We start from the raw sequence: 14,859 nt of genomic DNA, 5'->3' as shown, positions 1-14,859 counted from the left end.
ATGGGGCGTCTCGATCCGGCGGTGGGGCCTCTCGACCTGCGTCCCGCGCAGGACGTGGCCGGACCTCCGGGTACGCGCGGACCGGTCGGTGCGGCCGAGCGCCATCTGGCGCCCGACCTCGCCCGGGGCGCGATGCTGTTGCTCATCGCGCTGGCCAACGCGCCGGTCCTGCTGTACGACCGGCCGCTGAGCCTGCGCGGCCACCTGGCCGAGGCCGGCTGGGCGGACCGGCTGGTGACGTTCGCGACCACGGCGTTCGTCGACGGCCGGGCGTACCCGATGTTCGCCGCGCTGCTCGGCTACGGCGTGGTGTCCCTCGTCCGCCGGCAACTCGACGCGGGCGCGACCCACGCCGCCGTCCGCCGCCTGCTGCGCCGCCGGCACCTCGCCCTGCTCGGCATCGGTCTCGTGCACGCGGTGGCGCTGTTCTCCGGCGACGTGCTCGGCGCGTACGGCCTGGCCGGGCTGGTGATCGTCGCCCTGCTCGCCATGAGCGGCGGCCGGCTGCTGCTCACCGCGGGCCTGCTCGCGATCCCGTTCCTCGCGGTCGGTGCGACGTACGGCGTACCGCCCGAACCGCATGTCCACTACCTGCCGTCGGCTGCCGAGCCATCCCCGCTGACGGCGGCCGCACTCCGCCTGGGCGAGTGGCTGCCGGCCACGCCGGTCAGCGCCCTCGGCATGCTCGTCCCGATCTGCCTGGGCGTGTGGGCCGGCCGGCGCGGGCACCTGGACCAACCGGACCGGTACGCGCGGACGCTGCGCTGGGCGGCCTGGGCCGGCATCGGCGTTGGCGTGCTGGGCGGTGTTCCGTTCGCGCTGGTCGTGGCCGGGGTGTGGCCGGCGACCTCGCTGGGCGTCGATCTCGGCCTGGCGGTGCTGCACACCGGCACCGGTGTGGCGGGCGGCCTCGGGCTGGCCGCCCTCGCCGGGCTGGTCGCGGCCCGCACAGCCCACCCGGCCGGGACCGCCCGCGCCTCCGCCACCAGCCGAGTGATCTCGGGGCTGGCGGCCTGCGGGGCGAGATCGCTGTCGTGCTACCTCGCCCAGTCGGTCGTCCTGGTCCCGCTGCTGTCGCCGTGGGCGCTCGGCCTGGGCGCCCGGCTGGGCAGTGCCGCGACGGCCCTGCTGGCCGTGGCGACCTGGCTGGCGACAGTGCTCGGCTCGGCCTGGCTGGCCCGGCACGGCCGACGTGGTCCGGCGGAGGTGGCGTTGCGCCGGATCGTCTACGGCTCGTCCAGCGCCAGGTCGTAGTTGACCCACTCCCGCCTGGTGCGGAAGCCGAGACGTTCGTACAGACCGAGGGCGCCGGTCGGATTGACCGAGTCCACCCCGAGCGATGCCTCGTCGAACCCGGCGTCGCGGGCCGCCAGCAGAGTGCGGCTGAGCAGCGCACGGGCGGCGCCGCGGCCGCGGTACTCCCGCCGGGTGCCGACCTGGCCGATGTAGCAGTCGCGGACACCGGTGACTGCGGTGTCGGCTTCGTACTCGTAGGTGAGGACGTACGCCGCGATCCGGTCACCGTCCAGCAGCAGGTGGGACGTGGCGCCCCGGAACGACCGGGACCCGGTCATCCAGATCCGCCAGACCTCCTCGTCGCGCGGCTGGAAGCCCCAGTGGTCGAGGAACGTCTCGTTGTGCGTGGCCCGAAGCGCGGCGTCGAGTTCGGGCCGGAACGTGGTCAGCGTGAGGCCTTCGGGGATCTCCGCCGCCGGGATGGGTTCGGACAGCACCCGCCGCATCCCGAAGAAGTAGCGGGCGGGCGTGAAGCCGGCCCGCTCCAGCATCGTGCGCGCACCGGCGTTGCCGGCTCCGGTCCCGGTGGTGAGCAGCCCCGGCACCTGGGGGTTCTTCTGGGTGTGCGCCTGACGGCCGCGGTCGCACATCCAGTCCAGCAGTCGCGTGCCGAGACCGCGCCGACGCCACAACGGGTGCACCGCGCCTTCCAGCCGGATCCGGTCAGTCTCCTGGGCGCCCGGCCTGGCGTGCACCACGGCGTAGCCGACCATCTCCTCGCCGTCCCACAGCGCACGGGTGTCGTCGGCGGCGCTGAGTGTGGCGTCGGACATCTCCTCGGCGAGGTCCTCCGTGTCGTAGTGCTCGCCCTGGTCGTCCACGATCTCCACGGCCCGCAAGAGGTTCGCCCAGGCGGGCAGGTCGGCGGACCCGATCGGCCGGACGGAGAGGTCGGGCCGGCCTCGCCTGGTGGCTTCGTGCCCAGCGGATCGGGGTGCGGTGGCTTCGCGTACGTCCCCGTGGTCGGCGTTCATGGTCGGCAGGGTACGGCCGCACGCCCCCGCCGGGCGCGGGGTTTTCCGGAGGGGTTCCGTGGCCGACCCGGTCCGGCCTGATGTCAACTATGAGTTGGCGATGCGGGCGGCCGAACCGGCCGCGACCGCCGGGCTGCGAGCCGGAAACCGAGGAGACGACCGGATGAGCGGATCGAACCCGAGACACTTCGCGGCCGGCGGTGCGTCCGGCGGGGCAGCCGGCGGGCCCGGCGGCGGCGCGTCCGGCGAGGTCGACAGGCCCTGGCTGGCCCTGGCCGCCCTGTGTGCCGGCTTCTTCATGATCATGCTGGACACCACGATCGTGAACATCGCGATCCCGGCCATGATCAACGGCCTGAACGCCAGCCTGTCCGAGGTCATCTGGATCAACAGCGTCTACCTGCTCACCTACGCCGTACCGCTGCTGCTCACCGGACGGCTCGGCGACCGGTTCGGGCCGAAGCGGCTCTTCCTCGGCGGGCTGGTCGTCTTCACCCTGGCCTCGGCCGCGTGCGGGTTCGCCGGCAGTGCGGCCACGCTGATCGCGGCCCGGGCGGTTCAGGGCCTCGGTGCGGCCGCGATGACGCCGCAGACGATGGCGTTCGTCACCCGGCTGTTCCCACCCAGCAGGCGGGGCGCGCCGATGGGCCTGTGGGGCGCGGTGGCCGGCGTCGCCACCATCACCGGTCCACTGCTCGGCGGCGTCCTCGTCCAGACCCTCGGCTGGGAGTGGATCTTCTTCGTCAACGTGCCGATCGGCGTCCTCGCCATCACGGCGACGATCCTCCTGGTGCCCGACTGGCAGCCCCGGCACAGCCACCGCTTCGACCCGATCGGTATCGCGCTCAGCAGCGTCGGGCTCCTCTGCGTGGTCTTCGGCCTGCAGGAGGGGCAGCGCTACGACTGGGGAACGATCGCCGGTCCGGTCACCGTGCCCGAGATCATCGGGGCGGGCGTACTCCTGCTGGTGGCGTTCATGGTGTGGCAGCGGGTCAACCGGAACGAGCCGCTGCTGCCGCTGGCGGTGTTCGGGCACCGCAACTTCTCCATGTCGAACCTCGCCAACATCACCGTGGGATTCACGATGGCGGGCATGTTCCTGCCGCTGGTGATCTACATCCAGTCGGTGCTGGGTTACTCGGCGATCATGTCCGGCCTGATCACCGCGCCGCTGTCGTTCGTGTCCGGTGTGGTCGCGCCCTTCGCCGGGCGGATGTCGGACCGGGTCAGCGGGAAGTGGATCGTCGCCGGCGGCATCGCGACGTTCGCGCTCGGCATCTTGATGCTGACCATGCTGGCGCACTTCGACAGCACCGGCTGGGCACTCACGCCGGCCTTCGTGGTCGCCGGACTCGGCGTCGGCTGCATCTTCTCCCCGCTGGCCAACCTCGCCACCTCGGGCCTGGACCCGCGGCTGATCGGCGCCGGGTCGGGGATCTTCAACACCTCCCGGCAGGTGGGCGGCGTGATCGGGAGCGCCGCCATCGGGGTCCTGCTGCAGGCCCGGCTCGCCGTCGAGCTACCGGCCCAGGCCGCGGCCGCCGCCGCGAAGCTGCCCGCCGCCTATCGCGAGCAGTTCGAGCATGCGTTCGCCAGGGCGGCTGCCGGCAACGGCGACTTCTCCTCCGCCGCCCGGGCCCCGCTGCCGCCCGGAATTCCGGCCGCCGCCGCCGACCAGCTACGCCGGCTCGGCGCGAGCGTGTTCGACCACGCGTTCACTGCTGCCATGCGGACCACGCTGCTGCTGCCGGTGGTCGTGCTCGCCGCCGGTGTGGTCGCGTGCCTGGCGATGCGGCCGCGTAGCTACACCACCGGTCGCCACCGGGCGACCAGCGACGCCGATGCACCGGCCCGCTCGAGGTGAGCACCCGGGGACAATTACCGGACGATCGACCGCACCGACGCCGCCCGTCTGCTGAGTCTCACCGGCGCGCCGACCAGGGTCTGCGGCCCTGGAGCTAGCGGCCGGTGCCGCCGTAGACGACGGCCTCGACCTCGGTGGCGTCCAGGTCGAACGCGTGGTGGGCGGCCGCCACCGCGGCGTCCACTCCGTCCTCGTCGACCACGACCGACACCCGGATCTCCGAGGTGGAGATCATCTCGATGTTGACGCCGGCCTCCGAGATCGCCTGGAAGAACCGCGCCGCCACCCCCGGGTTGGTGCGCATTCCGGCGCCGATCAGCGAGACCTTGCCGATGCGGTCGTCGTAGAGCAACTGCTCGTACCCCACGGTGTCCTTGATCTTGGCCAGCGACGTCATCGCCTGCTGGCCGTCGACCCGGGGCAGGCTGAAAGAGATGTCGGTACGGCCGGTGGCCACGCCGGAGACGTTCTGCACGATCATGTCGATGTTGATCTCGGCGTCGGCCAGCGTCCTGAAGATGTGCGCCGCCTCGCCCACCTTGTCGGGGACGCCCACCACCGTGATCTTCGCCTCGGTGCGGTCGTGCGAGACCCCGGAAATGATCGGTTGTTCCATCTCGGCCTCCTCGATGGGGTCCGGCGTGTCGGTGACGTGGGCCCGCCGGGCGGTCTCCACGACCTCCGGATCGGCGACCCAGGTGCCGATCTTGGTGCTGAACGACGACCTGACGTGGATGGGGATGTGGTAGCGGCGGGCGTACTCCACGCACCGCAGGTGCAGGATCTTGGAGCCGCAGGCCGCCATCTCCAGCATCTCGGAGTAGCTGATGCGCGGGATCCGGCGGGCGGTCGGCACGATCCTCGGATCGGCGGTGAAGACCCCGTCGACGTCGGTGTAGATCTCGCACACGTCGGCGCCCATCGAGGCGGCCAGCGCCACAGCGGTGGTGTCGGAGCCGCCGCGGCCGAGGGTGGTGATCTCCTTGGTGTCCTGGGAGACGCCCTGGAAGCCGGCCACGATCGCGATCGCGCCCTCGTCCAGCGCCTGCCGGATCCGCCCCGGCGTGACGTCGATGATCTTGGCACGGCCGTGCTGGGACGTGGTGAGCACGCCGGCCTGGCTGCCCGTGTAGGACTTCGCGACCTGGCCCAACTGCGCGATCGCCATCGCCAGCAGGGCCATCGAGATGCGCTCACCGGCGGTGAGCAGCATGTCGAACTCCCGCGGCGGCGGGAGCGGGGTCACCTGCTGAGCGAGATCGGTGAGTTCGTCGGTCGTGTCGCCCATGGCCGAGACGACCACGACGACATCGTGGCCGGCCTTCTTGGTCGCCACAATGCGTTGCGCGACTCGCTTGATGCCTTGGGCATCGGCCACCGACGACCCGCCGTACTTCTGCACGACAAGGCCCACGGGATGCTCCTGCTCAGCGGATCGGACTCCCGCACCGGTGGGGCACCGGCCGGGACGGCGGCGTGCGCGGCACCACCGACCTGCTGACCGGTGCCGGTCACGGCCGACAGTCTAGCGAGCTGCCCACCAGGCGGTCGGAGCGTCCAAATGTCGAGAGTGCACCGAGAGCGCACCGAGAGTGCACCGGGAAGCCCCGGAGAGCGCCGGGAGGAGGGCACCGCGCGGCGGCTGTGATCACAGGGGGACCGGGAGGGCAGACTCTAGGATGCCTGCGTGACGACCACCGCCCCGAGGCGAACGGCCGCCCCGGCACCGGCCGGGCGGCTGCGCGGACTCGTCCGCACCTGCCGCCCCCGGCAGTGGGTCAAGAACCTCCTGGTGCTGGCCGCCCCGGCGGCCGCCGGCGTGCTCGGCCGGCCGAGCGCTGTGCTCGACGTCGTTCTCGCGTTCGTCGCCTTCTGCCTGGCCGCCAGCGGCACCTACCTCGTCAACGACGCCCGCGACGCGGTGGCCGACCGGGTGCACCCCCGCAAGCGCACCCGTCCGGTGGCCGCCGGCGTCGTGCCCGTCGGCCTGGCGTACGCGCTGGGCGTCGCGTTCCTGATGCTCGGGGTCGCGTTGTCCCTGCTCACCGGCGGCTGGGAGCTGGCGGCGGTGATCGCCGCGTACGTCGCCCTCACGACCGCCTACTCGCTGTGGCTGAAGCACCTGGCGATCGTCGACCTGGTGAGCGTCGCCGCGGGCTTCGTGCTGCGGGCCGTCGCGGGCGCGGCGGCGGTGCACGTCGAGGTGTCCAGCTGGTTCCTCACCGTGGCCACGCTGGGTTCGCTGTTCGTCGTCGCCGGCAAGCGGGAGGCCGAGCTGCGCAACGCCGGCCTGCGCAACCCCGAGCTCGGCGGGTCCCGGCTCACGCTGCGCTTCTACACCCGGGAGTTCCTCGGCTACGTCCGGGCCACCACGTCCGGGGCCCTGCTGGTGGCGTACTGCCTGTGGGCGTTCGAGCTCCACGAGGGCATGTCGAAGGTCGCGTTCGGGCTGTCGATCGTGCCGTTCGCGGTGGGGATCCTGCGGTACGCGATGCTGGTGGACGGCGGTTCGGGCGAGGCGCCGGAGGAGATCGTCTTCGACGACCGGATGCTGCTGGTGTCCGGTCTGCTCGTGGTCGCCTGCCTCGCGGTGGGTGTCTATGCGTTCTGAGCCGACGCTGCTCACCGGCTGGGGGCGTACGTCTCCCACGGCCGCCCGGGTGGTGCGTCCCCGGTCGGCGGAGGAGGTGGCCGCCGCGCTGGCCGATCCGCCCGAGCGCGGGGTGATCGCCCGCGGTCTCGGCCGCTCCTACGGCGACGCCGCCCAGGACGCCGGAGGGCTCGTCCTCGACTGCACCGGCCTCGCCCCGTCCCGCACCATCGACGCCGAGCACGGCATCGTCAGCGCGTCCGCCGGACTGAGCCTGGACCAGCTGATGCGCGACCTGCTGCCGCTCGGCTGGTTCGTCCCGGTCACCCCGGGCACCCGGCACGTCACTGTGGGCGGGGCGATCGCCGCCGACGTTCACGGCAAGAACCACCACGTCGACGGCTCGTTCGGCGCGGCACTGGTCGACCTCACCCTGGCGCTGCCCGGCGGCAAGCTCGTCGTCGTCACCCCCGACGACGACCCGGAGCTGTTCTGGGCGACCGTCGGCGGGATGGGGCTCACCGGGGTGGTGACGGCCGCGACGTTCCGGTGCCTGCCGGTGCGCACCTCCCGGATGGTCGTGGACACCGAACGCGCCGCCAACCTCCACGAGGCCCTCGCGGTGATGGCCGCCACCGACGACCGGTACCACTACACCGTCGCCTGGATCGACCTGCTGGCCCGCGGCGCCGCGACCGGCCGCAGCGTGCTGACCCGCGGATCGCACGCGGACCCGGCGCGGCTCGGGCGCTCGGCCTCCCGGGATCCGCTGGGGTTCTCGCCGCGCTCTCCGCTGGCCGCACCGCCGTGGGCGCCGTCCGGGCTGCTCAACCGGGCCTCGGTGCGGGCGTTCAACGAACTGTGGTTCCGGAAGGCACCTCGCGAACGCCGCGGCGAGATCACCTCGATCCCTTCCTTCTTCCACCCGCTGGACGGTGTGCGGGGATGGAACCGCCTGTACGGGCGGCGCGGGTTCGTGCAGTACCAGCTGGTGGTGCCGTTCGGCGCCGAGGACACCCTGCGCTCGGTCGTACGGGATCTGTCCCAGGCCGGGGTGGCGTCCTTCCTGGCCGTCCTGAAGCGGTTCGGCCCGGGCAACCCCGCGCCGCTGTCGTTCCCGATGCCCGGCTGGACGCTGGCCCTGGACATCCCGCTCGGCGACCGGCGGCTGCCGGGCATGCTGCGCGACTTCGACCTCCGCGTGGTCGCGGCCGGCGGGCGGATCTACCTCGCCAAGGACTCCACCCTGCGCGCCGACCTGCTGCCCGCGATGTATCCGCGGCTGCCCGCCTGGCGGAAGGCCCGGGCACGGGTCGACCCGGACGGCGTGCTGCGTTCCGACCTCGCCCGGCGGCTCGGGCTGTGACCTTTTTGACCGTACGGAGGAGTACGAAGGAGACCGTCGTGAAGAACGCCGTTGGCGGCGTGGACACCGTCCTGTTGTTCGGTGGCCGCAGCGAGATCGGCCTGGCCGTCGTCCGCCGCCTGGTCGAGGGCGGCGCCCGGTCGGTGCTGCTCGCCGTCCGGGGCGGCAAGCCCGACCCGGACGCCGTGGCCCGGTTGCGCGAGTGCGGCGCGACGCTGGTCGACGGACTGGAGTTCGACGTCACCCGCCCGGACACGCACCAGGCGGTGGTCGACGCTGCCGCCGCCCGGTTGGGCGACCTGGACGTCGTGATCGACGCGGCCGGCGTGCTCGGCTCCACCCCCGCGTACGAGCAGGATCCGCAGAGCGCCGCCGACGCCGCGGTGGTCAACTTCGCCGGGCACGTCAGCCTCGGCCTCGCGGTCGCGGGCCGGCTGCGCGCCCAGGGACACGGGACGCTGGTGGTGCTGTCGTCGGTGGCCGGGGTCCGGGTCCGGCGGGCCAACTACGTCTACGGCGCGGCCAAGGCGGGGCTGGACGGGTTCGCGCAGGGCCTGGGCGACGCGCTCGCCGGTTCCGGGGCGCGGGTGATGGTGGTGCGGCCCGGCTTCGTGCGTACCCAGATGACCGAGGGCCTGCCGGAGGCGCCGTTCGCCACCGGGCCGGAGGAGGTCGCGCAGGCCGTCGTCACCGGGCTCGCGCAGGGCCGGGAGACGGTGTGGGCGCCGGCGAAGCTTCGCCTGGTGTTCGGTGTGCTCCGCCTCGCCCCGCGCGCGGTCTGGCGCCGGCTACCCGGCTGACCTCTGCTCCTCGCCCTGCGCTGTCCCGAGGCACCCGACGGCGGCCGCGGGTGCCTGCGCCGTGGCGACCTGGGTAGATTGCGGCAGGTGAGGCTGGTCAGGAGGCTGTGGGGGCGGTTCGAGGTCGCGCTCGCCGAGGTGGCGAAGTTCGGGACCGTGGGCGCCGCCGCCGCGGTCGTCGACATCGCGGGCTCCAACCTGCTGCGCTTCGGCGTCGGCGTGGAGCCGCTCGCCTCGAAGACGATCTCGGTGACGCTGGCCGCGACGGTCGCCTTCCTCGGCAACCGGTTCTGGACGTGGCGGCACCGGGCGCGGCACAGCCTGGCCAAGGAGTACCTCCTCTACTTCGCGCTGAACGCCGTCGGCCTGGCGATCGCACTCGCCGTGGTCGGGTTCACCTACTACGTTCTGCGACTGCACGGACCGCTCGCGTACAACCTGTCCGCGAACGTCGTCGGGCTCGGGCTGGGCACGCTGTTCCGCTTCTGGTCGTACCAGAAGTGGGTGTTCCTGCCGCCGGAACTCCCGCCTGTCGACCCGCACACCGGGCTGCCGGTGCCCACCGAGGCCGAGCCCGACGCCGAGCCCGACGCCGAGCCCGACGCGGAGCCCAAGGCCGAGTCCGACGCCGAGCCCGAACGCGCCGGGAGTGGGAGTCAGGGATGAGCCGGGCGACCGAGGAGTCGAACCGCAGGATGCTGCGCGCCCGGGACGCGATGGACCGTGCGTACGCCGAGCCGCTCGACGTCGCCGCGTTGGCCCGGATCGCGCACGTCTCGCCGGCGCACTTCATCCGGACGTTCCGGGCGACGTTCGGGGAGACCCCGCACCGCTACCTGCAGCGCCGCCGGGTGGAGCGCGCGATGTTCCTGCTCCGCGAGACCGACGCGCCGGTGACCGAGATCTGCTTCGCGGTCGGCTTCGGCAGCCACGGTACCTTCAGCCGGACGTTCCGGGACATCGTGGGCAAGTCGCCCTCGGAGTACCGCGCGGAGTCGCCCCGGCTGGCCGCCCCGTCGTGTTTCGTGCGGGCGTGGACCCGGGTCAGCAGTGAGCAGTTTCGGAGAAGCGGCCGTACGCCGGACTCCGTAGGTTGATGCCCATGTTCACCACCACGCGAATTTCACAGATCTTCGTCCTCGACCAGGACGAGGCCCTCGACTTCTACGTCGGCAAGCTCGGTCTCGAGGTCAGCGCCGACATCGACCTCGGTTTCATGCGCTGGCTGACGGTGCGCGTCCCAGGCGACTCCGACCGGGACATCCTGCTGGAGAAGCCCGGGCCGCCGTCCCACGACGAGGCCACCGCCGCGCAGATCCGGGAGCTCGTCACCAAGGGCGCACTGGGATTCACCGTCGGCTTCACCACCGACGACTGCCACAAGACGTACGAGACGCTGCGGGCCAAGGGGGTCGAGTTCACCGACGAGCCGACCGACCGGGACTACGGCATCGACTGCGGTGCGCGGGACCCGTTCGGCAACCACTTCCGGTTCGTACAGCACAAGACGCCGACCTCCTGAAGAGGTCCAGGGGTCCAGGGCAGGTGCCGGCCTGACGCGGGCCGGCCGAGGTGGGCGGTGTGGAGCCCACCCGGTCGGCCCGTTGTCGTTGCCAGTAGGTGTCGCGGCGTCAGCCGGTCAGGCGGGTTCCTCGCGTACGGAGTCCAGCCGAGCGTGGGCGATGACCGAGTGCAGCGCGCGGAGAACCGCGCCCGCCTCGGCTCCCCAACTGGACAGGTAGGAGAACTGCCACCACCACAGGGCCTCGTCGATCCGTCCGGCCCGGTGGTGCTTGAGCCCGTGCACCAGTGCGGCCGCGATCCCGGCGAGGTCGTCGGACAGCCGGCCGTTGAGCAGCTCCGGCGGCTGGGTGTAGGGGTCGAACACCTCGGTGTAGACGTCGACCTCGGCGAGAAGATAGCCGAGCCGCTCGCGCAACTCGTCGAGGTCGGGGTCAGGCCCGGTGTCGGGTTCGAAGCGCTCGACGGGTACGACGTCGCTGATCGCGCCCAGCCGGCCACCGGCCAGCATCAGCTGGCTGACCTCGAGCAGCAGCATGGGCACGCCTGTCGCGAGGTCCTCCGCCCGCGCGATCTCGCGCAGGGCGATGAGGAAGCTCTCCACCTGGTCGGCGATCTCCTGCGCGAAGTCCTCCACCTCGCTGGGTGGGGTCTCGCCGGGTAGTGCCTCGCCTGGTAGTGCCTCGCTGGTGGCTGCCTCGTCGAACCTCGCGGTCGTCATCTCACTTCCCCCCGTCTCCGTCCGGACCTCCGCGCCGGCCCTCGGGCCGGCTGCCGCGTCACCTCCCGCGACGCCGCGCGATGCACGCGGGCCCGTGTGCGGGCGCCGCGCCGACTGCTCGGCGCGCTGGCCGTTCACGTCAGGTCGGCCGTTCACGTCAGGCATCGAGCAGTCTCCTTCCTTCGAACGCCCGGCCGAGGGTGACCTCGTCGGCGTACTCCAGGTCGCCGCCCACCGGCAGACCGCTGGCGAGACGGGTCACCCGCAGACCCATGGGACCCAGCATGCGCGCGAGGTAGGTCGCCGTCGCCTCGCCCTCGAGATTGGGGTCGGTCGCCAGGATGACCTCCCGCACGGTCCCGTCGGCCAGCCGCTGAATGAGCTCCCGCACCCGCAGGTCGTCCGGCCCGATGCCCTCGATCGGGCTGATCGCACCGCCGAGAACGTGGTAACGGCCGCGATACTCCCGGGTGCGCTCGATCGCCACGACGTCCTTCGGCTCCTCCACCACGCAGAGCACCGACGGATCGCGCCTGGCGTCGCGGCAGATGCGGCAGCGTTCCTCCTCGGCGACGTTGCCGCATTCCTCGCAGAAGCGCATCTTGTCCTTGACCTGGACGAGCACCTCGGCCAGCCGGCGTACGTCGATGGGGTCGGCGGCGAGCAGGTGGAACGCGATGCGCTGGGCGCTCTTCGGCCCGATCCCGGGCAGCCGACCGAGCTCGTCGATGAGGTCCTGGACCACGCCCTCGTACATGCGTACCTCTGCTCTCTCGCGGCTGGGCGGCTACCCGCCGCTGGGTGGGCCGGCTCGCCGTGTCTCGGCCTAGCCGGGCAGTCCCAGGCCGCCCGGCATCCCGCCGCCGAGTCCCTGGGCCAAAGGTCCCAACTTCTGCGAGGCCAGCTCGCGCGCGTTGTTGGCGGCGTCGCGGACGGCGGCGACCACCAGGTCGGACAGCGTCTCGGTGTCCTCGGGATCGGCCGCTTCGGGCTTGATCTCGATGCCCTGAAGCTCTCCCACGCCGTTGACGGTCGCGGTCACCAGACCGCCTCCGGAGGTGCCCTTGACCTCGGTCTGGGCGAGTTCCTCCTGGGCGGACATCAGGTCCTGCTGCATCTGCTGCGCCTGCTGGAGTAGCTGCTGCATGTCGGGCGTTCCGCCAGGGAACACGATGATCTCCCTCGTCTTGGGCCGCGGAGCTTCTTCCCACCGGAGATCTCCGCCCCGAGGTCGCCGTGCGCAGGCCCGAGCGGACCTCACACGGGCCCTGTTCGAGACGAACCGACCGGCGTACGACGAGCCTACGATGCCGCACCCCCAGGAGGGATGCCGGTCCCTCGGGCTGTCCGGGACGCGAGCCGATCGCGGGACCACCGCGAACGACCGCCCGGTCCGCTCGCCCGACGGCCAGGCTTTTGTCCACAACCGTCCCACCGGCGAGTTTCTCCACAGCGCGCGCGCAGCCGCCGCTGCCGGCCCGCCGCTCCGCCGAGCATGAATCGCGATCGCTCAGTCACGTCCGCACGCTCGGAGGAAAGTCATGCCGTCCACGACCTCGCCCACTCACTCGTCGCTCACTCGTTCGTCCCAGGCCCGTTCGTCCGAGGCCCGCTCCTCGCCGGCCCGCTCTTCAGTGGCCCGGTCTGGTGGTACCGGAGCAGACATCGCCGTGCGGCCGCCCGTCACCGGATCCGCTTCGGCCCGGCGTCGGCACCTGCGGGTCGCGCGGCTGACCGCCGTCCTGGGTGCGACTCTCGGCGCCGGCGTGTGCGTTCTCGGTGTGGCCGCCGCTCCCGCGGAGGCAGCGACCACCGTCCGCGTCGCCAACGCGATGCCCGACTCGGAGCTCAGGGGAGGCGTCGACCGGTGCGTCGGCGTCCGGATCCCGTGCCCCACGTGGACAGGCGATGACGACAACACTGCCCGCCGTCCGCTGGACGGCTTCGTCGTCGGGCCGGTCCCGGCGGGAGTCGGTGAGCTCGTCACCGACTTCGAGTTCGAGTGGGAGGAAGTCGAGCACCGCAGCCGGGTCTGGGAGCGCGGTCCGGACGCGGACGGCGGCTACCACGTCGACCTGACCGTCGACGTGTTGCGCGGGGAGTCGCTGACCAGTGCGAAGGCACTGCGCGACTACCTCACCGACTACTACGAGCGCGACCCCGCCACCTGGCGGCTCGACCCGTTCAGGCAGCACGGGCAGCCCGGCTGGCACGACGACACTGTCGCGTTCTGGCTGGCCGCGCCGGGCGTCGGGGTGGCGGTGAAGGTCGACCGTGAGCGGTTCGGCGCTCGCGACCTGCTCCGAACCGCCTACGGCATCCGGCCGGTGACCGGCCGCTGATCGGCGAGTGCGTGGCCCGAGGTCTGCCCTAGGCCTCGCCGCGCTCGAACTCCTCCGGCCGGGTGTCCTCACCTCGCGTGGTCGCCTCCGGGCCGGAGGAGTCCTCGGGCAGCTCCGGTTGCCGGGCGTATCTCGTCTCCGGCATCCGCAACGCCAGCAGCGGACCGAACACCAGGATCACCGCGGTGGCACCGAACGCCGACCCGAACGACAGGCTGTCCACCAGCACACCGGCCACGAGTGGCCCGGCGATCGCGCCCAGGTCGGACGACATCTGGAAGACGGCAACCACCTGCCCGCCGCGCCCACGCATGATGTCGCCGATCACCGCACCCGGGGCGACACCGAGGAAGGCAGCCCCTACGCCGAAAAGCCCCATCGCGAGGAGGTACGTCGGCACCGTGGACGACACCGTCACCACCACCATCGCCACGAACGCCACCGACCCGCCGAGGATCATCGCCGGACGACGGCCGGCCTGGTCGGCGACCTTTCCGGCGGACACGAGGGACAGCGCCTGGGCGACCGATCCGACCAGGAAACCGATTCCGGTCCAGATCGCGCCGACCTTCAGACCCTCGACGACGAACAACGGGATCAGGCTCGACCGGACTCCGAACAACGCCCAGCCGGTGCCGAAGTTGCTGACGAGTGCGGCTTGGTAGGCCCGGTGGCGGAACGCCTGCCGCAGGCTCGTCCGGTTCGCCTCGCCGTCCTGCCGGCCGAGCCGCTCGTGCAGGGTCGTGCGCGCCAGCGAGAGAGCTCCGATCGCGCCGGCCACCGCGAGCGTCGCGCCGTAGACGAAGAACGGCAGCCGTGGCGAGAGCTCGGTGAGCAGGCCACCGACCACGGGCCCCATCAATCCACCGACGAGGAATCCGGCCTGGAACAACCCGTTCGCCCGGCCCCGGCGGTCGGCGTCCACGACCCGCAGCAGCAGTGAGACCGCGGACACCGTGAACATCGCGCTGCCGACTCCGCCGACGGAGCGCAGGACGAGAAGCTGGAGGTAGCTCTGGGCAAGTCCCGCCATGGCAGAGGACGCCGCCACGAAGAAGATGCCGGCGAGCATGACGGTCCGCTCGCCGATCCGGTCGACCAGCCGCCCGGCCAACGGCGCCGACACGAACCTCATCAGTGCGAAGGCGGAGATCACCGCGGCAGCCGCGGTGTGGCCGACACCGAAGTCACGGGCGAACACCGGCAGTGCCGGCGCTACCACTCCGAAACCGACGGCTACCGCGAAGGCGATCGCGGCGAGGACGGAAACCTCGCGTGGCATACCGGCGAACGGATTGGATGGTCTTCGCACAGGCGCTGATGGTCCCACAACGGTAAGGACCGTCGTACCCCGGTGTCGCTGACCGGCCGCCGGCCCGCCCGGG

Annotated in this window: 15 protein-coding genes; 9 read left to right on the top strand and 6 right to left on the bottom strand. The window is 72.2% G+C overall.

The window, feature by feature from the left end:
- Positions 1-1,254, top strand: a complete 1,254-nt coding sequence (locus tag BLU27_RS08905; RefSeq protein WP_092652297.1) for a DUF418 domain-containing protein — start codon at positions 1-3, stop codon at positions 1,252-1,254.
- Here the strand turns inward: BLU27_RS08905 and BLU27_RS08900 are convergent.
- The gene (locus BLU27_RS08900) at positions 1,227-2,270 is read right to left on the bottom strand and encodes a GNAT family N-acetyltransferase (RefSeq protein ID WP_092652295.1); all 1,044 of its coding nucleotides are present in this window, start codon (positions 2,268-2,270) and stop codon (positions 1,227-1,229) included. The two genes, BLU27_RS08905 and BLU27_RS08900, sit on opposite strands and share 28 nt — an antisense overlap.
- Positions 2,271-2,433: 163 nt before the next feature.
- Between BLU27_RS08900 and BLU27_RS08895 the strand changes: the two genes are divergently transcribed.
- Complete coding sequence (locus BLU27_RS08895; RefSeq protein ID WP_092657427.1) at positions 2,434-4,134, top strand: DHA2 family efflux MFS transporter permease subunit; 1,701 nt, start codon at positions 2,434-2,436, stop codon at positions 4,132-4,134.
- A gap of 94 nt (positions 4,135-4,228) precedes the next feature.
- Here the strand turns inward: BLU27_RS08895 and BLU27_RS08890 are convergent, their stop codons facing one another.
- Positions 4,229-5,548, bottom strand: coding sequence for an aspartate kinase (locus BLU27_RS08890; protein WP_092652293.1), 1,320 nt, complete (start codon positions 5,546-5,548; stop codon positions 4,229-4,231).
- Positions 5,549-5,821: 273 nt separating this feature from the next.
- Here BLU27_RS08890 and BLU27_RS08885 point away from each other — a divergent pair, with 273 nt between their 5' ends.
- From BLU27_RS08885 to BLU27_RS08860, 6 genes are all read left to right on the top strand, one after another.
- On the top strand, positions 5,822-6,745 hold the full coding sequence (locus BLU27_RS08885; RefSeq protein ID WP_092652291.1) for a decaprenyl-phosphate phosphoribosyltransferase: 924 nt from the start codon (positions 5,822-5,824) through the stop codon (positions 6,743-6,745).
- The gene (locus tag BLU27_RS08880) at positions 6,735-8,090 is read left to right on the top strand and encodes a decaprenylphosphoryl-beta-D-ribose oxidase (protein ID WP_092652289.1); all 1,356 of its coding nucleotides are present in this window, start codon (positions 6,735-6,737) and stop codon (positions 8,088-8,090) included. The genes BLU27_RS08885 and BLU27_RS08880 overlap by 11 nt, the downstream gene beginning before the upstream one ends.
- A 38-nt stretch (positions 8,091-8,128) precedes the next feature.
- Positions 8,129-8,890: a decaprenylphospho-beta-D-erythro-pentofuranosid-2-ulose 2-reductase gene (locus BLU27_RS08875; RefSeq protein ID WP_092652287.1), complete on the top strand. Its 762-nt coding sequence runs from the start codon at positions 8,129-8,131 to the stop codon at positions 8,888-8,890.
- A gap of 87 nt (positions 8,891-8,977) precedes the next feature.
- On the top strand, positions 8,978-9,556 hold the full coding sequence (locus BLU27_RS08870) for a GtrA family protein (protein WP_197681743.1): 579 nt from the start codon (positions 8,978-8,980) through the stop codon (positions 9,554-9,556).
- Entirely contained in the window at positions 9,553-9,987 is a 435-nt protein-coding gene (locus tag BLU27_RS08865) for a helix-turn-helix domain-containing protein (protein WP_092652285.1), read from the top strand. The genes BLU27_RS08870 and BLU27_RS08865 overlap by 4 nt, the downstream gene beginning before the upstream one ends.
- A 5-nt stretch (positions 9,988-9,992) precedes the next feature.
- Positions 9,993-10,412, top strand: coding sequence for a VOC family protein (locus BLU27_RS08860; protein ID WP_092657423.1), 420 nt, complete (start codon positions 9,993-9,995; stop codon positions 10,410-10,412).
- Between the two features lie 117 nt (positions 10,413-10,529).
- Here BLU27_RS08860 and BLU27_RS08855 read toward each other — a convergent pair whose 3' ends face one another.
- From BLU27_RS08855 to BLU27_RS08845, 3 genes are all read right to left on the bottom strand, one after another.
- Positions 10,530-11,297 (bottom strand): DUF5063 domain-containing protein, encoded by a 768-nt coding sequence (locus BLU27_RS08855; RefSeq protein WP_241827865.1) that lies wholly within the window; start codon positions 11,295-11,297, stop codon positions 10,530-10,532.
- Positions 11,290-11,889 (bottom strand): recombination mediator RecR, encoded by a 600-nt coding sequence (gene recR, locus BLU27_RS08850; RefSeq protein ID WP_092652283.1) that lies wholly within the window; start codon positions 11,887-11,889, stop codon positions 11,290-11,292. Before recR ends, BLU27_RS08855 begins: the two co-directional genes overlap by 8 nt.
- Positions 11,890-11,958: 69 nt before the next feature.
- Complete coding sequence (locus BLU27_RS08845; RefSeq protein WP_338417594.1) at positions 11,959-12,303, bottom strand: YbaB/EbfC family nucleoid-associated protein; 345 nt, start codon at positions 12,301-12,303, stop codon at positions 11,959-11,961.
- Positions 12,304-12,802: 499 nt separating this feature from the next.
- On the opposite strand from BLU27_RS08845, the gene BLU27_RS08840 reads away from it, so the two are divergent.
- Positions 12,803-13,474 (top strand): hypothetical protein, encoded by a 672-nt coding sequence (locus tag BLU27_RS08840; protein WP_092652281.1) that lies wholly within the window; start codon positions 12,803-12,805, stop codon positions 13,472-13,474.
- A 28-nt stretch (positions 13,475-13,502) separates the two neighbouring features.
- Here BLU27_RS08840 and BLU27_RS08835 read toward each other — a convergent pair whose 3' ends face one another.
- Positions 13,503-14,756, bottom strand: a complete 1,254-nt coding sequence (locus BLU27_RS08835) for an MFS transporter (RefSeq protein WP_092652279.1) — start codon at positions 14,754-14,756, stop codon at positions 13,503-13,505.
- Positions 14,757-14,859 lie beyond the last annotated feature (103 nt).

This window comes from Actinopolymorpha singaporensis, from assembly GCF_900104745.1.
GTDB classification, from domain to species: domain Bacteria; phylum Actinomycetota; class Actinomycetes; order Propionibacteriales; family Actinopolymorphaceae; genus Actinopolymorpha; species Actinopolymorpha singaporensis.
The sequence above is the reverse complement of the archived record's forward strand: the minus strand, read 5'-3'. Positions and strand labels throughout refer to the sequence as shown.